General features: G+C 47.6%; 17 protein-coding genes, 1 tRNA gene and 1 pseudogene. 8 read left to right on the top strand and 11 right to left on the bottom strand.

Annotated features, from left to right (window positions below; all coding sequences use genetic code 11):
- Nucleotides 1-120: 120 nt before the first annotated feature.
- Genes ACLHDD_RS17825 through ACLHDD_RS17810 form a run of 4 tightly spaced genes read right to left on the bottom strand, consistent with a single transcriptional unit; the run spans nt 121 to nt 7081 of the window.
- Nucleotides 121-3408, bottom strand: a complete 3288-nt coding sequence (locus ACLHDD_RS17825; RefSeq protein ID WP_427105234.1) for a type I restriction endonuclease subunit R — start codon at nt 3406-3408, stop codon at nt 121-123.
- On the bottom strand, nt 3401-4081 hold the full coding sequence (locus ACLHDD_RS17820; RefSeq protein ID WP_020885372.1) for an abortive infection family protein: 681 nt from the start codon (nt 4079-4081) through the stop codon (nt 3401-3403). The genes ACLHDD_RS17825 and ACLHDD_RS17820 overlap by 8 nt, the downstream gene beginning before the upstream one ends.
- Nucleotides 4078-5487 (bottom strand): restriction endonuclease subunit S, encoded by a 1410-nt coding sequence (locus ACLHDD_RS17815; RefSeq protein ID WP_427105106.1) that lies wholly within the window; start codon nt 5485-5487, stop codon nt 4078-4080. The genes ACLHDD_RS17820 and ACLHDD_RS17815 overlap by 4 nt, the downstream gene beginning before the upstream one ends.
- Nucleotides 5477-7081, bottom strand: coding sequence for a type I restriction-modification system subunit M (locus ACLHDD_RS17810; protein WP_427105105.1), 1605 nt, complete (start codon nt 7079-7081; stop codon nt 5477-5479). The genes ACLHDD_RS17815 and ACLHDD_RS17810 overlap by 11 nt, the downstream gene beginning before the upstream one ends.
- A gap of 623 nt (nt 7082-7704) precedes the next feature.
- Here ACLHDD_RS17810 and ACLHDD_RS17805 point away from each other — a divergent pair.
- The 3 genes from ACLHDD_RS17805 to ACLHDD_RS17795 are packed head-to-tail and all read left to right on the top strand — an operon-like array spanning nt 7705 to nt 11001.
- Nucleotides 7705-8967 carry an SIR2 family NAD-dependent protein deacylase gene (locus ACLHDD_RS17805; RefSeq protein ID WP_427105104.1) on the top strand — a complete coding sequence of 421 codons (1263 nt, stop codon included), beginning with the start codon at nt 7705-7707 and terminating at the stop codon, nt 8965-8967.
- Nucleotides 8957-10789: an ATP-binding protein gene (locus ACLHDD_RS17800; protein ID WP_020885376.1), complete on the top strand. Its 1833-nt coding sequence runs from the start codon at nt 8957-8959 to the stop codon at nt 10787-10789. The genes ACLHDD_RS17805 and ACLHDD_RS17800 overlap by 11 nt, the downstream gene beginning before the upstream one ends.
- Nucleotides 10790-10791: 2 nt before the next feature.
- A complete protein-coding gene (locus tag ACLHDD_RS17795; protein WP_020885377.1) occupies nt 10792-11001 on the top strand; it encodes a KTSC domain-containing protein in 210 nt (69 codons plus the stop codon).
- 180 nt (nt 11002-11181) lie between these two features.
- On the opposite strand, the gene ACLHDD_RS17790 is transcribed toward ACLHDD_RS17795, so the two are convergent.
- The 3 genes from ACLHDD_RS17790 to ACLHDD_RS17780 form a co-directional block, all read right to left on the bottom strand.
- Nucleotides 11182-12300 carry a hypothetical protein gene (locus ACLHDD_RS17790; RefSeq protein ID WP_020885378.1) on the bottom strand — a complete coding sequence of 373 codons (1119 nt, stop codon included), beginning with the start codon at nt 12298-12300 and terminating at the stop codon, nt 11182-11184.
- A gap of 187 nt (nt 12301-12487) precedes the next feature.
- Nucleotides 12488-13747, bottom strand: coding sequence for a tyrosine-type recombinase/integrase (locus ACLHDD_RS17785; RefSeq protein ID WP_427105103.1), 1260 nt, complete (start codon nt 13745-13747; stop codon nt 12488-12490).
- Between the two features lie 197 nt (nt 13748-13944).
- Nucleotides 13945-14029 (bottom strand) — tRNA-Leu (locus ACLHDD_RS17780).
- Between the two features lie 23 nt (nt 14030-14052).
- On the opposite strand from ACLHDD_RS17780, the gene ACLHDD_RS17775 reads away from it, so the two are divergent.
- Nucleotides 14053-14193, top strand: coding sequence for a hypothetical protein (locus tag ACLHDD_RS17775; protein WP_427105102.1), 141 nt, complete (start codon nt 14053-14055; stop codon nt 14191-14193).
- Nucleotides 14194-14311: 118 nt separating this feature from the next.
- On the opposite strand, the gene ACLHDD_RS17770 is transcribed toward ACLHDD_RS17775, so the two are convergent.
- A complete protein-coding gene (locus ACLHDD_RS17770; RefSeq protein WP_427105233.1) occupies nt 14312-15343 on the bottom strand; it encodes a DUF1176 domain-containing protein in 1032 nt (343 codons plus the stop codon).
- A gap of 236 nt (nt 15344-15579) precedes the next feature.
- On the opposite strand from ACLHDD_RS17770, the gene ACLHDD_RS17765 reads away from it, so the two are divergent.
- Nucleotides 15580-16221 carry a hypothetical protein gene (locus ACLHDD_RS17765; RefSeq protein ID WP_427105101.1) on the top strand — a complete coding sequence of 214 codons (642 nt, stop codon included), beginning with the start codon at nt 15580-15582 and terminating at the stop codon, nt 16219-16221.
- Complete coding sequence (locus ACLHDD_RS17760; protein ID WP_427105100.1) at nt 16202-16411, top strand: hypothetical protein; 210 nt, start codon at nt 16202-16204, stop codon at nt 16409-16411. The genes ACLHDD_RS17765 and ACLHDD_RS17760 overlap by 20 nt, the downstream gene beginning before the upstream one ends.
- Nucleotides 16412-17322: 911 nt before the next feature.
- Here ACLHDD_RS17760 and ACLHDD_RS17755 read toward each other — a convergent pair.
- From ACLHDD_RS17755 to ACLHDD_RS17745, 3 genes and pseudogenes are all read right to left on the bottom strand, one after another.
- Nucleotides 17323-17643: pseudogene (locus ACLHDD_RS17755) on the bottom strand (DNA polymerase beta superfamily protein); the annotation flags it as partial.
- Between the two features lie 305 nt (nt 17644-17948).
- Nucleotides 17949-18944 (bottom strand): YsnF/AvaK domain-containing protein, encoded by a 996-nt coding sequence (locus ACLHDD_RS17750; RefSeq protein WP_427105099.1) that lies wholly within the window; start codon nt 18942-18944, stop codon nt 17949-17951.
- 16 nt (nt 18945-18960) lie between these two features.
- On the bottom strand, nt 18961-19362 hold the full coding sequence (locus tag ACLHDD_RS17745) for a DUF2382 domain-containing protein (RefSeq protein WP_427105098.1): 402 nt from the start codon (nt 19360-19362) through the stop codon (nt 18961-18963).
- Between the two features lie 532 nt (nt 19363-19894).
- On the opposite strand from ACLHDD_RS17745, the gene ACLHDD_RS17740 reads away from it, so the two are divergent.
- The gene (locus ACLHDD_RS17740; protein WP_427105097.1) at nt 19895-20407 is read left to right on the top strand and encodes a DUF2501 domain-containing protein; all 513 of its coding nucleotides are present in this window, start codon (nt 19895-19897) and stop codon (nt 20405-20407) included.
- A 129-nt stretch (nt 20408-20536) separates the two neighbouring features.
- A complete protein-coding gene (locus tag ACLHDD_RS17735; RefSeq protein WP_313652941.1) occupies nt 20537-21172 on the top strand; it encodes a hypothetical protein in 636 nt (211 codons plus the stop codon).
- Nucleotides 21173-21187 lie beyond the last annotated feature (15 nt).

Raw genomic sequence — 21187 nt, 5'->3', positions numbered from 1 at the left:
AACCATTGGGGTTGGACACTTTTAAAATGACTCTAAAGTACCTATAAAATGAGAGTCAGTTCAGCTTGAGGTGGCAATCAGTTACACATGAAACGTCATGCCAAACCTCAATCTGATAAATCAGCTATGAAGATACTTCTTAAAGTTTTCCGCCTGCTCCAGAACGCTCCTGTAGACTTCATCATTGGCAACCGGAGGGAAGCCATAGCGGTGTAGCAGCAGGATAAGGTCTACCTTGAGTTTGGCCTTAATGTCATCGCGGTTGCTCCAGTCGGGGTACTGGGCACTGTCATCGACAATCACCTTCATATCCTTGGCTAATTCCAACATCTTATCTTTGTCATAGGTGAAATCGTACTTCTCGCACATATGCGCGAGGATATCGAGAAAGGCCTTCTCTTCCATGTCGATGCCGATATCAGCAAACGACATCATCTCGGACTTAATATCGTAGATCATGTCGGCCATCTGCTGAGTGAACGTGTCGAACTCTTCACCGTTTAGCACGTCGTTCTCTTTGCGCTGGTTGTACTGTTCAACCAATGCCTGGAAACGCTTGGAGAAATTAATGCCTTGCAGCTGGTTCACCTTTTGAAAATCGCTGATGGCTTTTGCCAACATTTTTTGCAGTAGTTGCATCCGGGTGTTGGGCAACTTGATCTTGCCGATACGAGCCATGTACTCGTCATCAAATATGTCGATAGTCTCGGCTTTATCTTCGCCTAAGGTGAAGATCTCTTCTACCCCTTCAGCCTTGAGCGCCTCGGCAATCATCTCACGCACTTTCTGATTCATCTGCGCGGTGTCTGGCGCATCGCCCTTAGTAAGCTTGTAGACGATAGAGCGTACGGCCAGATAGAAATGAATTCGCTCACGCTCGTCCTGAGTGATCTCTTCACTACCCACGCAAACGTCATAGGCGGCTTTCAGGCGTTTCACCAATCCCATAAAGCGCAGCTCAATCTTCTTGGTCTGCAAAGCAAACTCGGCGGCCCGGTTAAGGCATTCCAGCTGTAGCGCCGGTGTGCCTGAGAAGTAACCGCGGCTATCGAAATTATGAAACACCTGAGCAAGAAGGTGTAGGTGATTACGCACCTCAATCAGCGACTGTTGGATATCTTCAAAGTTGGATTTATCAGCCTTCGAGTACATCGCTAACGCCATATTCATTCGACTTTTGATGCCAATGTAATCGACTACCAAGCCCTTCTCTTTGCCCTCAAAGCGGCGGTTTACTCGCGAGATAGTTTGGATCAAATTGTGCTTTTGCAGCGGCTTATCGATGTAAATGGTATCAAGTTCGGGCACGTCAAAACCGGTTAGCCACATGTCCACCACGATGGCAATTTTGAAGTTGGACTTAGGGTTCTTGAACTGTTTGTCTAGCTCACGGCGGTACTCCTTAGTACCGAGCAAGTTATACATGGCCTCATCATCATCTTGGCCTCGGGTCATGACCATGTTGACCAGAGGAAGACTCATCAATTCTTTCTTCTCTTGCTCGGTAAGAGTGGCACCATCGATAGCCTGTTTCGCCTCGAACCAATCGGGGCGCTGTAGCTTCAGACTCTTATAGAAATCGTAGGCAATCTCGCGGCTGGCACAGACAAACATCGCCTTGCCTTTAATAGTCGAACCTTCCGTCACCCGTTTTTCGTAATGCTGGGCGAAATCCTTAGCCAATGCCTCGATGCGATCAGGATCGCCCAGGATGGAATTCATATTGGCCGTGGTTTTCTTGCTCTCTTCAATCTGGTGTTCACTGGCACCCAGTTTTTCGCATTCTTGATAATACTGCTCGATCTCTTCCAGCTTACTGTTATCAAGCACCACTTTGGCTGCTCGCCCTTCGTAGACAATCCGGACCGTGATTTCATCGTTAACCGACTCGGTCATGGTGTAACTGTCGATGGTAGGGCCGAACACATCCAGTGTGGCGTCGATAGGGGTGCCGGTAAAGCCAACATAGGTAGCGTTAGGCAGCGAGTCATGTAGATACTTAGCAAAGCCGTAGGTCTTTTTGACCGTTCCGCTTTCAGCATCGATGCTGATCTTTAGGTCGAGGTTGATCTGGCTTCGGTGGGCTTCGTCTGAAATACAGATGATATTGCTGCGATTGGAGAGCAGTTGAATATCTTCAGTAAACTTGTGAATGGTGGTCAGGAAAACCCCGCCGCTAGCACATCCGGCCAGCTTGTCCCGCAGATCCTGACGGCTGGCGACCGGTTCTATCACCGCATCGCCGATAAAAGCGGTAGCATTGCAGAATTGCTTTGCGAGCTGTTCATCGAGATCGGTGCGGTCGGTTATGAGAACAATGGTCGGGCTGGCAAAATCGATGCTCTTCATCAGTAGCCTGGCAAGAAACTGCATGGTATAGCTCTTGCCGCAGCCCGTAGCACCAAAGTAGGTTCCCCCTTTACCGGTGCCACCGATATTCTCGCCGTTAGCCGTTATCTGCTTGCGCTCTTTTTTAATGTTGTAGTAAAGCTTGCGAGCGGCGTAATACTGCGGGTAGCGGCAGCAAATCTTCACCTCATGTTTGCTGGTGTCTGGAAAAAAGACGAAGTTCTTCAGCACGTCCAGCAGACGGACCGGATGAAATAGCCCTTGGATCAGAGTGTAAAGACCATTGATGCCATCTTGCTCGGTGGACTCGTTACCGTTCACCTTGCGCCAAGCGTAGTAGAACTCGTAAGGGGCAAACAGGTTTCCCAGCTTATTGTTCACCCCGTCGCTCAGAATACAAAGCGCGTTATAGACAAACAGCTTAGGAATATCACGCTTGTAACGCACACAAAGTTGGCGCCATGCGTCATAGGTGGTGGCCTCTTCTTCACGTACCGCCGATTTAAACTCGAAGACTACCAGCGGCAAGCCGTTCACATACAAGATGCCATCGGGGATGCGCAGTTGCAGCCCGCCGTCACGGGTCTGGCCTTCTATCTCCAGTTGATTAACTAACCGATAGATATTATTGCCCACCTCAACCATCTCTTCGCCATGCCCTGTAAATAAGCTGGCTAACTGCTCTGACAAGGTGCTGGTATCCATCAGCTCGATATAGAGGTCTTTCTTATCACGATCTTCACGTTTAAGTAAAAAGCCGTTGCTGAGCCAGTGGCAGAAGGTTTTATTGCTCTGGTAGAGATCGCTGGCAGGCAGCGTCTGCAACTGGTGGAGGATATGAGAAATCTCCCCTTCCGTGATCCCCTCAACCTGATATTGGTTGGCCAGATACTGGCGCAGGTCATCGGTAATCAGCACCTCACTTTTCTCTTTGCGCGGCACATTGCTACCGACAAAATGAGGGTAACAGGGTTGGCCTTCCGTATTGGAGTGCTGCCCCAGTAGGGAGATAATGGACTGTTCCAGCTTTGATTCTGTGAAGTATAAGGGACTAGTCATCTTCATCCTCCGATTCTTCTGTAGAGGTATATTGAAGTAACATCTCCCTATAAGTGGCAGGATCTTGCTCAAATAGCATTTGACTTGCGAGGTATTCTATAGCTATTTTCTCGGATAAACGCATTGAAAAACCATCAAATTGACCGTCAAGCCAGTCATTGAAATCAGGGTAATCCTCATATCGAATACGATAATGGTTATCAGGCTCAAGTGTTTCACGATGTTTTTTATAAAGAAATGCTGCCAGGCCATCAACTGAAGAAGCTATAAATTCCACATCGCCCATGCGCAGAGCGCTTTGGTGATAACCATCACTTCCATGGGAAGCTGCCCCATGTCTATTACGTAGCTCATTAGTTACACTTACGATTGATCCTGCGAGCCGAGAAATTTTTTCAGCAATATCCTCATCGTCACTGAATGGCAACCGATCCTTTACATCCCTAAAAAGAGGAAAAAATTCTTTACGTAAGTCTGGTTCTTCCAATCGGTCTGAAATTATGGTTTTAAAAATTGACTCAAGGAAAGCCTTTGACAGGTCGATCGACAGAGCAGAATCTTGAGCTTGGATAGCTGCCTCTAATCTCTCTTTCTGCTCAATAAGATGAATAGCAGAATCTGTCCCCGCTATCGCTTTTGTACTCAGGCTGAGGCGAAATGCATTTTGTGTCATGAATTCACCTCGAATTCGCCATTAATTAACTTTGGCAATAAATAATCTCTGAGGTCTTCTAACGTGCTGCATTCTTCAGAATTTTTAGTGATTTTGGATAAGTACGAACCGACTATCGTCGAAAAAAAACTTACAACATCAATTTTTGGAATGACTAGTTGTATTCCACGAAACGTCTTTTTGCTAATCTCTGCAAAAGTGGTACCTCCGGACATGCTTTTAATTATGTCCATGTTTGAATCAAGCCAATACAACGTAAACTCCGGCGACAGGAATTTTGTATCAGTTATTGCGATATAACCCTGATTTATTGCTGTAGGAATTTTGGTCAAAGCTAGGTAGCCGACAGGTGCGCGAGAGGACATTAGTACCGTTTCCGTAGGTAATAATCCTGATGAGATTTTCTGCAATCCTGCTGAAGTGATTTTACGCTCAGTTGTCAGCAAGATTTTGTCGTTATTACCCGAGAGGTCTTTGGGTGAGGTCCAGTGGATGTCACCCCCCTCCCAAAAATCAGGGTTTGTAGTGCTCGGCGTAGAGCCGCCTTTCACAATAAATACATCACCAACTGTAGTTACTGCCCATGTCTGGGGCACCCACCCCCTCAATCCCAGGGAAGGTTCAGAGCATAACTCAAAGGCTGCAGGGAATAGTTGGCGGATATCCTCCGGTAAGGGTTTGAAGTCGGCATTTTCGCGCGCAGCTTTACGGGCCTCAGCACGGCGCAGCAAGTCATCAGGGAACTCTAAACCCTGATCAAAAAAGCCCGCATCCAGCGCATTATCGATCACGGGATCAAAGTCCACAAACCATGATTTAAATAGTGCTTGCGCCATCTGTTCTAGGGTCTGGTTGATTTGGCGATTGAGCATAATTTTGTTGTCGAGGCTATTGTGTAATAGTAATATTTTTTTTTGTATATTTATATCAGGAAGGTTAACTATAAGTTTCTTTAAATCTCTTACTGGCAACTGTGGTTGAGCAGAACCTGATTTCAACATTTCAATTTGTTTTTTTCCATCCGTTGAGTTGAGTAACAGATACAAATACTCAGGAATAAGTCGCTCATCTTTTACACGAATAATAAGAAGTTGAGCATTTATTAGCGGCTGGCTCCAGCTATGGTCACTGTAGAATGCAACTTTACCTAATTGGCTCCCTCTGGTTGAGATGATGATATCATTCGGATTTACTCTTCCTTTTTTAATTTCAGAAAATTTCTGATCCGATAGAAAGTTAATTTCACTTAAATCCAACCTTCCATCAACAATATTTTTTGTGTTTAAAAATGGATGATTACCATACTCTAAGAATTCATTCGCTTTAGGGTAACGACTAGATCTATCTCCATCTTCAAAAGTAATATCCAGCTCATAAAGAGCCCAACTAGACCACTTACTCCCCATAACCCAATGCCTCCATATTCGCACGAATCGCCTGATCCAGCGTTGCCGCTTCATCCAACTGTTGATAAAGAGTTTGGGTCAGCTCCTGCATCTTAGTTTCAAAAGCAATCCCATCATCCTCAATATCAGCAGCCCCGACATAGCGTCCAGGAGTGAGAACAAAGTCGTTCGCTTTGATCTCATCAAGAGTCGCGACTTTACAGAAACCCGCCTGATCCTGATATTGCTCGACACCGATCTCGTTGGATTCGATACGACGCTTGAGTTCACTCTCGCTACTGCGCCAGGCGTGGAAGGTATCAGCGATGGTGGCGATATCCTCTTTAGTCAGCTCTTTTTGGGTACGGCTCACCATAGTGCCAAGATTGCGGGCGTCGATAAAAAGAGTCTCTTCGCGACGGCCGCGGTAACCATATTGAGGATTGGCTTGTTTGTTTTTACTGATAAACCACAGACAAACCGGGATCTGGGTGGTGAAGAACAGCTGCCCCGGCAGGGCAATCATGCATTCGATACGGTCATCTTCAATCAGCTTTTGGCGGATCTCTCCCTCACCGCTGGTATTCGAGCTCATGGAGCCATTAGCCAGCACAAAGCCTGCAGTACCGTCTTCACTCAGCTTGGAGAGCATGTGCAGGATCCAAGCATAGTTAGCATTGCCGGTAGGAGGAGTGCGAAAACCTGCAAAACGTGGATCGTTGGTGAGCTCCGCTTCGTTGCGCCAGTCCTTCAAGTTAAACGGTGGATTGGCCATGATAAAATCGGCCTTGAGGTCCGGGTGCTGATCGGCAAAAAAGGTATCAGCCGGACGCTCTCCCAGATTACCGGAGAGGCCGCGCACTGCCAGGTTCATCTTGGCCAGCTTGTAGGTGGTACTGGTCAATTCCTGGCCGTAGATGGCTATATCCTTGCTTTTACCCTGATGACTTTCAACAAATTTTAGGGACTGCACGAACATACCGCCTGAGCCACAACAGGGATCATAGATCTTACCTTGATAGGGTTCGAGCATTTCAGCAAGCAAAGTCACCACTGCTTTAGGGGTATAGAACTCTCCACCACCTTTACCTTCGCTGGCAGCAAACTTGCCAAGGAAATACTCGTAGACGCGGCCCACGAGATCCTCTTCGGTCAGATCGCATTCGTTGGCGAGGGTGTCTATGTTCTCAATGGTATCAATGAGAGAAGCGAGCCTTTTCACCTCCAACCCCTGACGAGAGAAGTAGTTATCAGGTAAGGCACCCGTCAGCGACGCATTGCGTTTCTCTATAGTAGAAAGGGCCGTATCGATAATCACCGCGATGTCATCTTGCTTCGCTCGGGCTTTGACATAAGACCAACGGGCTTCTGGCGGTAGGAAGAAGACGTTATCCTGCTGATAGAAAACATCCATATCGACAAAGGCTTCCTGTCCGTTATCAATTAACTGCTTACGCTTGGCTTCGAATTTGTCACTGATAAATTTCAGGAATACCAAGCTCAACACTACGTGCTTGTACTCGGAGGATTCCACGCTGCCACGCAGTTGATTGGCAGTATCCCAAAGAGTCTCTTCGAAGCCTTTGCTAGCTTTCTTGGTTGGTAATTTGGCCATGTAATGCATTCTCTTTTTCTTATGAAAAACAATCTAAGTCCATCGCCTTAATGGCCAGGACTGACAAGTGGAAACCCCATAATAGTTAGTCTTTAAGCGGGCATCCGACACTGTATGCAAAGTCACATTGACCAAGATTATCTCATAAATTCAGCCTGATTTAATTACACTTTGCCAAAACGGGTACAAGTTTGATGCAACTACCGTAGAGCAAGGAAGCAGACGAAGCTCAACCAGAGTTTTCATAAACAAAAAATGGCAGTTTTCCCAAAGTCGGGCATGAAACGTTCTTGCCACAAGGTTGTGGAACTAAACAGCATCTATCCACTTCATCTAAATTAGATTCAATCGTAACTAAGCGGCTTCAATGTGTGACCTCCATCACGCCAATATTGACAACCATGAAGCAAGTCAAATAAATCCAAGATGAACATATTGTCCGAAGTGCTTAATCTGCTACTAATACTCTCTCAACGGTTAAGAAAATTTTTCTGGTCCCAAGAATGTTAAAGTTTAGAATTTTGGATTAGATAGATTGTTGGGGTAACTGCTATGCAGGAGGCTATCAACTTTTAGGGCTACACGGAGTGCGTTCGTTAGCCACATCTAGTAAGGGGAGAACCATGGAAACGTTCCACAATCCAGATCGGTTTATGTCTGATCTGCGACAGGTACTGTCGCAGGGTAGGAAGCGTATTGGGATTCTTGTCGGTGCAGGAGCACCACTCGCAATCCGCGTAAACGATAACAATGAAATTGACTCGGATGGTAAATCGCTTATTCCGGGCGTAGAAGAACTGACACTCCAAGCAACCTCCGGGTTAACTGAGATTCAAACGAAAGCGGTCGAAGCAATAAAAACAAATTTAGGAAGTACCGCTAATATTGAGTCAGTTCTTTCACGTATCCGTTTATTAGAACAAGCGTTGGGGAAAACAAAAGTAGAGGGACTAGACTCTGAGGAGTATAAACAACTAGGCAAAAATATTTGTAAAAAAATTTCTGAAATAGTCGGTGTTTATTTACCAAAAGAACGTAATGCATATTCTGATTTAGTCGCATGGATTACTGGTACCGTTCGTTCTAATTCTGTAGAAATATTCACCACGAACTATGATTTTCTTTTCGAAGAAGCATTTGAAAGAGTTCGTTCTCCTTATTTTGACGGATTTTCTGGAGGGAGTAAGCCTTTCTTTGACCCTGTCTCAGTAGCAGGCGACGACTTACCAGCTCGATGGACAAAGCTGTGGAAGATGCATGGTTCTCTAGGTTGGGCCTTGGAAGACGGAGCTGTTGTCCGAGGGCATGGGAGAGAGGCCGCCGAATTAGTATATCCAGACCATTTAAAATATGACCTAACTCAAAAACAACCTTATTCGGCTCTCTTTGAGAGACTTAAAAGGTTTTTACTTACCCCCGACTCTTTGTTGCTCACGGTTGGATTTTCATTTAGGGATGCACATATTTGTGCCGTTCTTGATGAAAGTTTGGCTATGAACGCCAATACGGCAGTATTAGCGTTTCAATATCAAGATCTTGCAAAGGAAGAGCCTGCAGTAAAATTAGCAAGTGACAGACCTAATCTGAGCGTCTACGCAGCAGATGGGGCCGTCATCGGGGGAGTTCCAGGAAAATGGCGTCCAGGGGAATTACCTAAAAACTGGGGAAGTATTCGTGAAAGTTTCTGGGCAGCACGATGGCCGAAAGAGCCAAATCAATTTTTGTTAGGGGACTTTGCAGCTTTTGCTCGCTTCTGTGCATTAGCTCAAGCAAATGACTTGATAGCACAATCTTTGAAAAGGGATGAACCAGATAGATCTGAGGATGAAACTAATGGAAGCGGCAGAAATGCGGTTAAGCTAGAGGAAGGCCCAAATGAGTGGTAATGATCCGACATATTTAGGTGTCGTTAGTGCTGTTTCAGGTGCCACCCTCACTATAAAACTTGCAGAGTCCTTAGACTCTGGTTTTGCCGTCATTAAAGGACATACATATCGAGTTGGCCAAGTAGGCAGTTTTGTCAGAATTCCTCAAGGCTATCAGGACCTATTTGGTATCGTTTCTGAGATCGGAGCCACTGCCGCACCATCACAATCTGATATTTCTGAAATCGACTCAGGTAGATGGATGACAGTCCAGCTTGCCGGTGAAACAGTCGGTGGTCAATTTGAAAGAGGCTTAAGCCAGCATCCTAATATAAATGACTCAGTACACTTGGTTACTGAAGCTGATCTAAGAAGAATTTACGGTTCAATCGGTGACGACCAAGTGAGCATAGGGCATCTTGCGAGCGCGGAAAACATTGACGTACGTCTTTCCTTAGATGCTCTTGTAACACGCCATTCAGCAATACTAGGGTCAACTGGGGCAGGTAAATCCACAACTGTCGCTAGCCTCCTGAGATCAATTATTCGGAAAGATGAAATCCAGGGATCACCTGGCGCTCGTATCCTTATGCTCGACATCCATGGCGAGTACACTAAAGCTTTGGAAGACGTATCGACTGTTTTCAGTGCAACCCCTAACCAGGATCAAAAACCGTTATTTGTTCCCTTTTGGGCTTTAGAGGCTGGTGAACTTTTAGATTTCATAACTGGAGGGCTTTCTGAAGCTCACGAAATTGCCTTTACTGATAAAATTGTAGAGTTAAAGGACAAGGGCATTAAAATAAATCCAAGAGCAGGCATTGATTCCAGAACTCTTACTGTAGATAGCCCGGTACCGTTTAGCTTAAAACAACTTTGGTATGAATTAGTTGATTTTGAAACAACCACCTATATCGGTGCAAATCGGGATGAGCCTGCACTTGAAGAATCTGGGGATGCAGAAAACTTGGTCGCACCAAAGTATCAACCTCATGCAATGGGCGCCAAAGGGCCATTCACCAACACAGCTGCTAGAGGTATTCGAAGACCATTAAATTTACTTCGTTCTCGCCTACTAGATCGCCGCTATGATTTTCTTCTTCACCCTGGCGATTGGGAGCCAGACCTAAAGGGGACAGTTAAATCAGATCTCGACAAACTGTTAGAAGGTTGGCTCGGCCATGATAAACAAATCACTATATTGGATTTGTCCGGAGTTCCTAGCGGAGTTTTGACTCGACTCATCGGTTCTATTTTACGTATTGTTTATGAAGCACTTTTTTGGAGTCGGGAAAAATCAGAGGGAGGTGTAGAGCGTCCTCTTTTAGTGGTCATGGAAGAGGCTCACCGTTATCTAGGACCTGATGCTGGAACAGTCGCCTCTGAAGTGGTAAAACGCATAGCAAAAGAAGGCCGTAAATATGGTGTAGGTGCTATGATTGTATCCCAGCGACCAGCAGAAGTAGATGAGACCGTTTTATCTCAATGTGGCACGATCATCGCGCTTCGGTTATCAAATCCTGTAGATCGTGCGCGCGTGAAAGGAACTTTGCCGGATAACTTAGCCGGGCTGATGGACCTTTTGCCCGTGTTGAGAACCGGTGAAGCAATCATCACCGGTGAAGCTGCTCGACTCCCTGTCCGCTGTCGCATTACCTTGCCCTGCCAAAAGCACTTACCCCGTAGTAACGATCCCAAGGTCACCCAAGCTTGGGCTAGCAGGCGTTCAGCCGAAGGCTATGACCGTGTGGTTGCCTCTTGGCGTAGTCAGCAGACTAACGCAGTTGTCCAAAAACTTGAAATCACCCGTTCACCAATCGAAGATGAACCTGAGGAGAGCTAAATATGCACCGCGACGCCGTATCATCGTCAAACATTATGTCTGCTGGTTATGATTCCGCCAGTGAAACCATGGAAATCGAATTTAAGGATGGAGCTGTTTACCAATACTATAATGTTAATGAACATCTTTACGAGCAATTCAAATCAGCCCCTTCTAAGGGACAATTTTTTAATATGTATATAAAGCATGCTGTTCCATTTTCGAGAGTTTAATCTATTCAATCGGGTTGTTTCACATACAACCCGTTCTCTTCTATAATTATTGTCATCTGGTTAGATGCATCTTATGCAATTATATACCAAGCCTAACAAATATAATATTTTATTAGATCCTTCTATAAAAAAACTTCTTGATAACGCAGGGCCTCACCTTTGGATTCAGTTTGAATTAGCTTAAGTACCGAATGGAATCTCACTATTATCCATGAATATAGTTCCATGCAAAAATGTATTTCTTTCACATGTGCTTGTTAAAGGAAATGAGGCACAATGACTATGGCTCTGGATATACAACTCGGATTGCCATTGTTTACGTATGTCTGCATCCTTAATATTTTTCCCTTCTAAAGCATCAGGTGTATACAAATCCGCGAGATTCTTTGGTATAGCATGTTCGGTTCCAATTCTAGAACGAATATTTGCACTACCAATCTCTATTATCAGACCGGTAATACCACTGTTCAAAAGGCGGTTAAGGATTTTCATGCGTGATCTTGATGCAAAATCAGAATGCTTGATCAAAACGTTATATTCGGGTTTAAAATAGTTTATTAATCCCGCCTCAGCTAAAGAAACTATATCAGCACGAGTCAATTTAACACTACTTAGTCTGTTGAAATGAAGAGAATCTTCTGCTATTGAAGAAAGCGGCTCTACATTCATATTGCCACCATTGCTTATAATGGTTCGTCCATGCTCAAACCGATAAAGTAGCAGCAATACTTCGGATGCTGGGAAATGAGTACTCATTTCTGCAAGAATACGTTGTAAAGTTGAATGAGCTCGCAATCTGTCAACAGCAGTACGCGTCCCCTTCCGCCCAATACCCTGGCCAACATACATAACTTTTAAATCAGTATCGGTGGGAAGCAAATTTGAACGGGCTTCTGCGATCAAGTTACTAACAGATACAATCTGTTTGATATTGGCAGTTATTACAACAAGTTTGGTTCCGTTTAAATCAACCGCAATATCAATGATTCTATCTTCTTCTGGCACCATTTCTTTAGAGATGTAATACTCAAACGGTACCTCAGTGAATCCAGTCACTCTGTTAACAAGAAATGAGCCAATAACAGTTCTACCATTCAGTGAAAAGTTTTCAGGCTTTATAAATATGCGTTCACGGCAAGTAATAAGATAAATATTACAGCCCTCTAATGCCTTCAGATAGGCAGGGTTGCGATTGACTTGGTAAAGATCAGCCGTAGTCAGTAAGGCAGGTTCGCTTGAATACAGATGCGTTGCGCCTTCCATAGTGTATAAACGTGTTACATCGGAGTAGTCGTTCATTATACCATCCTAAGATGTTGATCATTAGTCTGTTAAGTATTCATTTTTACATAATACAGCTTTATTGTATCAACCTAAATGTTTAGGCATTTTCTCATGGATACTCAAAAATACATATTTGAAATTTATATTCTCAAATATCCACACCCTTGGTATACGGTATTGTCCAATGGGTACTTAGAAACATTTAGATCTTGAAATGCTTCCCAAAATCGAACGGGTTTACCCCCCTCTCCCGATTAGCATCCAGAAAATCAGCCCACCACTGCAACATCAACCTTCTCTCTCCTAAATGCTCCGCCTTATGGATGTAAGCCGCCCTTACAGAGCTGCATTCCTGATGGCTCATTTGCCTCTCTACAGCATCTCTCGACCACAAGCCCGATTCAATCAGTGAGCTACAAGCCATTGTCCTGAAACCATGCCCACATACTTCCGTTTTTGTATCATAACCCATCACTCGCAGAGCCTTGTTCACCGTGTTCTCACTCATTGGTTTACGTGGATCATGATCGCCCACAAAAACCAGCTCTCGATTCCCATTCAAGCTTTTGATCTTTTCCAGAATGGTTAAGGCTTGCCGCGATAAAGGAACAAGATGAGGTGTCCGCATCTTTGAACCACGCTGAGAATGTTTAACACCTTCCAGCGACTCACGCTCTCCTGGAATTGTCCACATGGCATTTTCAAAATCTACTTCTGACCAGCGGGCAAAACGAAGTTCGCTTGAACGAATGAAAACTAACAAGGTGAGTTCAATCGCTAGGCGGGTTAACGGCCTGCCGGAGTAGTGATCAATGCGATGAAGTAATTCAGGAATACGGTTAAGTTCCAGAGCAGCACGGTGCTGTCTTTTCGCCGTGGCAACCGCACCGGCAATCTCTTGCGCGGGGTTATAGTCGATTAAACCACTCTGCACAGCAAAGCGCATGATCGCGGTAGTACGCTGCTGTAAACGGGCGGCAACTTCGAGCCGCCCGGATGACTCGACGGCTTTGATGGGTACAAGCAGATCCCGTGTCTTCAATTCAGCAATGTTCCGCTTACCAATGGCAGCAAAGAGATTATCTTCGAGGCTTTTCAATACACGAGCGCTATGCGATGTCGACCATTTCTGATTACTGGCGTGCCAGTCTCTGGCAACCACTTCAAACGTTATCGCCTCTTGTTCCTGCTCTACTTTAACGGCTTTCTTGTTCTCACTTGGATCGACACCATTAGCTAACAGCTTACGGGCTTCATCCCGGCGTGCCCGGGCATCCGCCAACGACACTTCAGGGTATTTCCCCAGCGCTAGCATCTTCTCTTTACCTCCGAAGCGATAACGAAGACGCCAATATTTGAAACCGTTAGGGTGAACCAGCAAACCCATGCCGTCACCATCCGTCAGCTTATAGGCTTTTGCTTCAGGCTTAGCCGAATGAACCTTCACATCACTCAGAGCCATGATGAGTGTCCTTTCAAGGCTTCTGTGTGGGTACAAACATTATCGAACCAGGATATACCAGCAGTTGTGCCCGCATCAGTAAGTTGATGTAGATTGAATCAGGTTGACTTAGGTTGAGTGAAAAAGCGAGGAAAGCCTTGCGGATACTGGATTTCAGGCACAAAAAAGACGTCCGTTGACGTCTATTGATGTTCCGATGGTGCCGAAGGCCGGACTCGAACCGGCACACCTTTCGATGGTTGATTTTGAATCAACTGCGTCTACCGATTTCGCCACTTCGGCACTGAAGGGATGCGGAAAACGTTGTGGATTATACCGTTGCCCCCTGTTTCCGCAACCCTTATCCGCAGACGCCGATGCAACTGCTGAAAAAAACGTCTGCCGGGTTCTCATCCACGCCGCGTGGCCTCTCTGGCTGGAATCCTGCCATTCCCTGCCCGCGCTGAACAGTCACGTCAGCATGCCGGTTTCACCGGCACAGTGTGACGAAACAGCCTGTGCGCAGTGAAACGGATAACCTTACAGCCGTTCAGGCAAACGTCATGATCGCCTTAACCAGCCGATCTACTCCGCAACAGGCTTCACGTCCGTGACCAGCGTCGGCAGATCCCAGGTGCCGCCCGCATGGATATAGCGGCACATGCCGGTTCCACCGACATAACTTTTACGGAAAGCCTGACCATCCCAGACCCAGCTTTCCTGGCTCATGCAGTCCCCGATGCCCCGGCCTTTCTGCACACTGGTAATCTCGCCCTTGTCGTAATCTGATCCGGAAACGGTCACCAGTATCGGCGTACCTTTGAGCTGCTTATCGATGACCCAGTAGCCATAGCCTTCGTTATAAGCAGCTCGCCAGCAGAGCGCAGACAGCAAAGCGTGGTTGTCATCCAGCGGCGTCAGAGAGAGTCCATCCGTCTCCGGATCGCTGTTCTCTGCCGGTGAAAACAGGCTGTCGCAGGTGTCATCGTCATTATGATTAACTGAGGCCAGTAACCGGTTTTTCAGCGCATCGGCTTCTTGTGCGGTCAGCAAGCGAGGTTCGCCGCTAAGCGTTTTTGCTGCCTGAATGACCGGTGCGGGCACGGCCTTAACCACGCTGCTTTCGGGTTTATTGCCCTTTCTGGTGAGCGCGCCTGGCGTACCGATACGGCCCTGCACGTCGTCAGCTTTCAGCAGCACAGCAGATGCACCTTCGCCGGAAAGCTGGAACGGCTTTGAGCCGCCCTTAAATTCGACCTTACCATTGCCTTTGACGGCGCTGATTATCGCAGCGGTCTGGCTGGCCGACAGCCGCCAGTTGTCATCGGCCGCCGTCAGATCGCCCGCTGACTTGCCGTCGATCCACAGCGTCAGCTTCTCCGCGGGTTCGCTGTCATCTTCGGTGTCACCCAGCGTGACTTCTCCCACCGTCTCCGTTGCGGGGCCAGCGGCACGGGTGAGCAGGATGGAGCCAGAGGGATCCTCTTCTTTGCCATAACCGGCCATGCGGCAGGTCAGCGTATTATCACAGACGACTTCCCAGTCTTTATGCTGAAGCGTTGTTCCGCTCTGGGCGGCCTGAGCCGACAGAGAGAACGCCGCCAGCACGAAAAGCATCGGTTTACAGTTCACTTTATTCCCTCAGGTTTTATGTCTGCCTGGTTAGCGCGGATATTTTGTGATTATATCGAAGAAAATGTGCCACTGTTACCCGTTGTAACTTTGCGGAATTTTTTACATAAAATCTTTAACAGGTGTCATTCTGGTGCGACCTGGATCGTCAAAAGATTGCCACAACAGTTACGATATTTTAATGTTAAGTCATCAAAGGATGCGACTTTCGGGAAAAAGCAATGGACGCAACAATGCTCGCCAGTTCAGTCTTATCGGGCGTGGTTTCAGTACCGATGGATTTTTATCTGGGGCTGGAGCGAACCTTTCAGGATTTAAATTTTTCTGATGGCGGCAGACGCATCCAGTCACGTAATATGCATGACGACGTGCGTGTTGGACGGGCTGTCTATCAGGCCTTCAGGGATAGAAATAAGATAGCGAAAATCGTTAATATCATCATTTATGATTCGCTGCAGTACCTTCCCGAACCTGCATTGCGTAAGGTTTATGACAAGCTGACAGGCAACGCAACGTCAATGACCAGCCGGACGGCTACGCAACTAACATTGTCTTCTTACCTGGGATCAAAGGTCGTCAGTGGAGTCATGCTGTCATTCATTTCACGCATAGCCCTCAGGGGGCTGACTGGTGGCCTGACTGGCGGCATCATCGCTCAGGGCGTGATTTCCCGCGCCTGTGAAGCCTCCAGACGACTTCAGATGCAAAACCCTCAACTGTGGCGAAAACTGCGGATTAACGACTATGACATGCTCTATTTCATGTTCGAGGCCCCCCTGCAGAACTTCATCAAAATGGGTGAAATGTTACGTAAAAATCCCTCAGCCTCCAGAGAATTTATTAATGCTATCGAAACTTATTAGACTTCTTCGTAAGCTCATCGCTGAAGTGTCCGGTGGTCTGGTATTAATGGCTATGGTGGTGGGTATTTTTTTGGCAGCCACGCTGAATGAGGGTGCCATGCGCATCATTGCTCCGCTGCTCATTCTTGTTGTGGGGCTGGTTATTTACGGCCTGACCTGGCTGATAGCTGAAAAGCCAGACCGCCGTTAACCCTGCGCTGACTCAAGCCCGGACAACAAATGTAAGTCGTCATGCGTTCAGACCAGATATCTGACGAACACGCTGTACCTGACTCCTGCGAAATATAGCAGGCAGGACATAAATACGGCGACTTTCGACAAGGCGGGATAATAAAAATCCTTCAATCTAAGTTTAATTATGGCATTAAATTCATCGCACCAGTAATTGCCGAGAATATAAAAGAAAAAAGACAACCTGGTAAATATAACCTCAAAGATAACTATTACCTAACCCGATCACTCTTTTATAAAATTCGCCACAAGCAAAGTTGAAAATTTAATTTAACTCACCCCCCTTATAAAACCAGCAAGGATATTAAATGATATTTAAGCGAAAGGTGCTCATTATTAATTCCATGAAATTACTTCAAAGCATATTAACCCCCGCAACCCTCTGAATATTTAAACTTTTATTGCAGGAGATTCCCAAATCGCTGTTTAATAAAGTCAGGAATTTTCTGCTCCTCACCCTTCTTCGGGAAACTGAATAAGCACATACCGTGGCTGAGATGAAACAGGCACAACGCAGTACGTGGGGATGGGGACTGGCGGCGCTTCTGGTGGCAGGCAATGCATTAGCGGCAAGCTGGCAGGAGCAGCTGAGCATCGCAGCTCAGTCAGCAAAGTAACAGCAGCACTGTCACCACGCAGCAGGTTGGCGGCATCTCGCTCTCTTCTATTACCAGCATGCAGCCCGGCCTCGATCAGCGCAGGCTACTCTGGTAAAGCACGGATATTCCCGCACAGCGCTATCAACCGTTCATTCTCCGACTCGCTGGCAAACGCTTCTTCGCGCGCCAGCCTGTCGTGCGCTTTGACAGCGCCAGCCACGCCAGCGCAGACTCCTCCGGCGGCAGGATAGCCCGCTTCGCCTGCACGCTACTTGCGCGCAAGCAGCTGTTCGATTTCGGCCAGCAGAGAGGGATCCGTTACCGTCCCTGCCAGCAGATCTTCAAAACGCATAGGCGGCACACCTTTTCCGGCCTCTGTCCACTGCACTGCCAGCAGTGGGCGCAAAACGCAGAAGTACTTTTTCAGCTGCACGCTGTCGCCCTGCAAATATCCCCGAAAGTTCTTTTTCGCCATTGAGAGATAGTGCCAGCGCGCCCGTAATGGTGAAAACCAGTCCGGTATTCTTTCCCGTAAATCAGCGACGATAGCCGCTTCCTGCTGATAGACCACAGGCGAATCCAGCCATTCGACCGCCTGAGTCTGGCACGGTTCGGGCTGAACTGGGAAGAGGTTAAGGGATAAGGCACCCACTGGCCTTCGAAGTTGTAATACTGAATCGGCAACGCGGGTCATTGATTTCAGTGTCGCATCAGGACTTTGTAGCCATTTCTGTTATGTCCCAATCAATAGCCTTATCCAAATCTTGCTGGCAACGCGACGTTTCCGGTAGCCACAACGCAAAAGAGCCAGCCTCACGGCTGGCTCTTTCTGCATGTCGCATCTTCAGCATCGGCTATCAGTGATACCCGTCAGCACCGGTTGTCAGGATCGGTGCCTCAGTGCGAATGGTTATACTCACGGTGATGCAGTTTGTTCTCCACCTTATCCTTCACTTCGCTGGCTTTCTCGCTCACCTTCTCCGTCATACTCTCTTTATGGTCACGGTTATGCGTCGCGGGTGACGGTGAACCTGTGGCGGGTTTCGCTGCGGCCGTCGTTCCGGGCAATTCGCGCTCCAGTCCGCTGCCCGGCTGGTCGATATCCACTTCCTGACGACGCACCGTGTCGTTAATGGTTTCAGTACGGTCGCTGCCGTCTGTGCGCACCACCACTTCTTCTTTCACCTGCGCCGTTTTGTTAATCACAGGCTGTTCATGGGTCTCAGCGACCTCGACGGTTTTCTCCGACCAGTCGACTTCTCCGGCCAGCGCAGGTTCATTCACCGGACGACGGAAGATGTCAGCATGCTGCTCATGCAGCGAAATATCTTCAGAAACGGTATCGGTCACGGTATAGCGTCGTACGCGGGTGGAGCCTTCGCTGACCAGACGTTTACCCACTTCTACGTGTTCTTCGGCCAGACGCAGAATATCGGCTTCTCTCTCGTCACCGGTCAGCGAAGTGCGTCGTGGCTCAATCTGAAGGTCATTGGTTTCGCCAGCAAACTGTTTGCCCGCCGTCGGATTGATGCCCGGCGCGCTTGTGCCGCTATCCAGGGTGCTCTGTATCCGTGACGGCACATCTACCGAGTCATGTGAATGGAGAATCGTCATAGCGCGTGCCAGCTTCTCCTCTTCGGTCCGCAGCGCCAGAACCACGCCGCCTTTATCCATCGCCCGGGTATAGACAACCGCCTGATCTTTATCAACGGTATGGCCAAACAGACGCTGCCAGAGGCTCGGATGGCGAACTGACTGCCCTTCCTGCTCTAAACGCTCTCCACTGATAAGACTGATGTCCCGATCGGAAAAGCCTGCTTTCACGAGATTTCTTTTCGCGGCCTCTGCCTGATGTGCAGAATCGAACAGTGTTACGATTTTTTCCTGTGCCATGATAGGTTCCTCTCTGTTAGCGGTTTTGATCGTCATCTCTCTCAATCTCTACCTGCTGCTCACGTCGGGTCACCACTTCCTGAAAAGGAACATTTTCCTGCACTTTTCGGATGTGGATCTCCTCTTTAAGCACCAGTTTTCTGACAATCCGGATTTCTTCTTCAACTACCGGGACAATCAGCACACCGTTCTCTTCCCTGATGTCGGGCATCGTCTCTACGGGTTGTGATTTTGCTACATGCTCAACCTCAACCTTATCCCGGTTAAGCAGTGTACTGATGACCTCGTCATGCTCGGTTGTGGAACGGGTGACCCGGACATATCCATCCACAATCTTTTGCTTCGTCAGGGCTATTTCCTCTTCAGCGAGTTTAAGCGCGACCTCTGCAGAATTATTGTGTTCTGGCTGCCCAGCCATATTGATTCTCCCGTTAAGATTAAATACCTGCCACAACTGTCTGACACAGTGATTAAGCATGAACACTCTCGCTGATTTCGCAAGCCGGAATAATAAAAAACCCCTGCGGATAAAATGTATATTTAGCCCTTAATTCACATCAGGAAAAATAAAAACACCAGTTATTACCGTTGAGGAAATAAATTAAAACCGCATAAAAACAATAGCATAAATATAACTGATTTCACTGCTGAATAGTTACATTCCGGTACGCAGCGTTATGCACCCTGCCGATAAAAACGTCAAAAAATTAGCATTAACCAGGAATATTCCTGTCATAGCGAGCGAGAATATTAAATAATATTTCAGCGACAGATTTTTATTTACACAGCCATCCCGCTGCGCAGAGAAATAAACAATATTGCGCGGAACTTCATTATTCATCACTATTTTTACAGAAGAGTCTTAAAAGGAAATAAACTAAAAAAGTTCAGGAACTTTCTGCGCCTTTGCTTCTCTTAGGAAAACTGAATAAGCAGATACTGAGGTAAAGATGAAACAGGTACAGCGCAGTGCATGGGCATGGGGCGTGGCGGCGCTTCTGGTGGCAGGCAGTGCTTCGGCGGCAAGCTGGCAGGATCAGCTAAGCAGTGCGGCGTCGCAGCTCAGTCAGCAGAACAATGCTAACACCACCAGCAGCGCCACCCAGCAGAACGGCGGACTGTCGCTCTCTTCGATTACCAGCCTGCTGGGCGGCGGCGACAAAGCGGTCAGCGCCAACAGCATGACCAACGCCGCTGGTGTAATGCAGTACTGCGTCGAACACAACGTAGTGAAAAACAATGTGCAGTCGGTGAAAGATCAGGTACTGAGCAAACTCGGCCTGAACACCACTACCGCGCAGGAGCAGAAAACCGATTACACCCAGGGCGTGGCAGGCCTGCTGAATACCGGCAACGGCCAGCAGCTTAACCTGCAGAGCCTGAGCAACTCGCCAATGGGTGAGAAGCTGAAAACCAAAGCCTGTGACGTCGTCCTGAAGCAGGGCAAAAACTTCATCTCCTGATCCCCTTCTCTCTGCTCCTCTCTCTGCCGCGAGGGGAGTATCAAACGCCCCGATGCTGTGACGCCTGACATTCCCTTAACCTGGGGTTGGGCGCTATAGTGTTGTTTTGGTTTCTACAGGACAGCACGCATGAAAGGCATCAACATCGCACTTTACTTCGACCCCGATCAGATTCAGGCCTGCGTTCACCAACAGGATGGCAGCTATCTCAGTAAAAAATTCGAGTATGACGATGGCGTGATTGAAGAAATCTACCAGTGGCTGGAACAGTACGAACCCAACCGTACTCATATCTGCCTGATTGAGAACGAAACCGCCGAGCTGCTGGCCGACGAACTGGTCGACAGCGGATATCGCGTCCATCAGGTCACTATGCACCAGCTACTGAGCTGGTTCGCCGCAGAGCCGCCGTCGACGCCCGATGGCACGCCCATGCGTGCGATGCTGCGCTTCCTGGAAGATGAACATCCGCGTGAATATGAGTCGCGTACCCCGCAGACCGAAGCGCTGATGGAGATGTTCGACGAACTCGATGCGCTGGAGATGGTGGAAGATGACACCGATGAAGACACGCTGTCTGCCGATCTGCTGCGCGCCATGAAGAAGCACCGGATCACCGCCAGCGCCGCCGCCCAGCGTCTGCTGCCGGAGGTAAACGAACGTATCCGCGAACATCTGATGCAGTACCCCGAACTGATGACGCCTGAAATCCTGCAGGACTTCTTCCCGGAACTGCTAGAGGCGCTGGAGCGGCCGAAACACTAACCGGGGAGATCGCTG

The organism is Pantoea sp. NSTU24, assembly GCF_050157905.1.
Taxonomy (GTDB): Bacteria; Pseudomonadota; Gammaproteobacteria; order Enterobacterales; family Enterobacteriaceae; genus Pantoea.
The sequence above is the reverse complement of the archived record's forward strand: the minus strand, read 5'-3'. Positions and strand labels throughout refer to the sequence as shown.

Bases quoted from the DNA above. Each gene is read 5' to 3' on its own strand.
- ACLHDD_RS17825 (WP_427105234.1), bottom strand. From the start codon at position 3,408: ATGACTAGTCCCTTATACTTCACAGAATCAAAGCTGGAACAGTCCATT.
- ACLHDD_RS17820 (WP_020885372.1), bottom strand. From the start codon at position 4,081: ATGACACAAAATGCATTTCGCCTCAGCCTGAGTACAAAAGCGATAGCG.
- ACLHDD_RS17815 (WP_427105106.1), bottom strand. From the start codon at position 5,487: ATGGGGAGTAAGTGGTCTAGTTGGGCTCTTTATGAGCTGGATATTACT.
- ACLHDD_RS17810 (WP_427105105.1), bottom strand. From the start codon at position 7,081: ATGGCCAAATTACCAACCAAGAAAGCTAGCAAAGGCTTCGAAGAGACT.
- ACLHDD_RS17805 (WP_427105104.1), top strand. From the start codon at position 7,705: ATGGAAACGTTCCACAATCCAGATCGGTTTATGTCTGATCTGCGACAG.
- ACLHDD_RS17800 (WP_020885376.1), top strand. From the start codon at position 8,957: ATGAGTGGTAATGATCCGACATATTTAGGTGTCGTTAGTGCTGTTTCA.
- ACLHDD_RS17795 (WP_020885377.1), top strand. From the start codon at position 10,792: ATGCACCGCGACGCCGTATCATCGTCAAACATTATGTCTGCTGGTTAT.
- ACLHDD_RS17790 (WP_020885378.1), bottom strand. From the start codon at position 12,300: ATGAACGACTACTCCGATGTAACACGTTTATACACTATGGAAGGCGCA.
- ACLHDD_RS17785 (WP_427105103.1), bottom strand. From the start codon at position 13,747: ATGGCTCTGAGTGATGTGAAGGTTCATTCGGCTAAGCCTGAAGCAAAA.
- ACLHDD_RS17770 (WP_427105233.1), bottom strand. From the start codon at position 15,343: ATGCTTTTCGTGCTGGCGGCGTTCTCTCTGTCGGCTCAGGCCGCCCAG.
- ACLHDD_RS17765 (WP_427105101.1), top strand. From the start codon at position 15,580: ATGGACGCAACAATGCTCGCCAGTTCAGTCTTATCGGGCGTGGTTTCA.
- ACLHDD_RS17760 (WP_427105100.1), top strand. From the start codon at position 16,202: ATGCTATCGAAACTTATTAGACTTCTTCGTAAGCTCATCGCTGAAGTG.
- ACLHDD_RS17750 (WP_427105099.1), bottom strand. From the start codon at position 18,944: ATGGCACAGGAAAAAATCGTAACACTGTTCGATTCTGCACATCAGGCA.
- ACLHDD_RS17745 (WP_427105098.1), bottom strand. From the start codon at position 19,362: ATGGCTGGGCAGCCAGAACACAATAATTCTGCAGAGGTCGCGCTTAAA.
- ACLHDD_RS17740 (WP_427105097.1), top strand. From the start codon at position 19,895: ATGAAACAGGTACAGCGCAGTGCATGGGCATGGGGCGTGGCGGCGCTT.
- ACLHDD_RS17735 (WP_313652941.1), top strand. From the start codon at position 20,537: ATGAAAGGCATCAACATCGCACTTTACTTCGACCCCGATCAGATTCAG.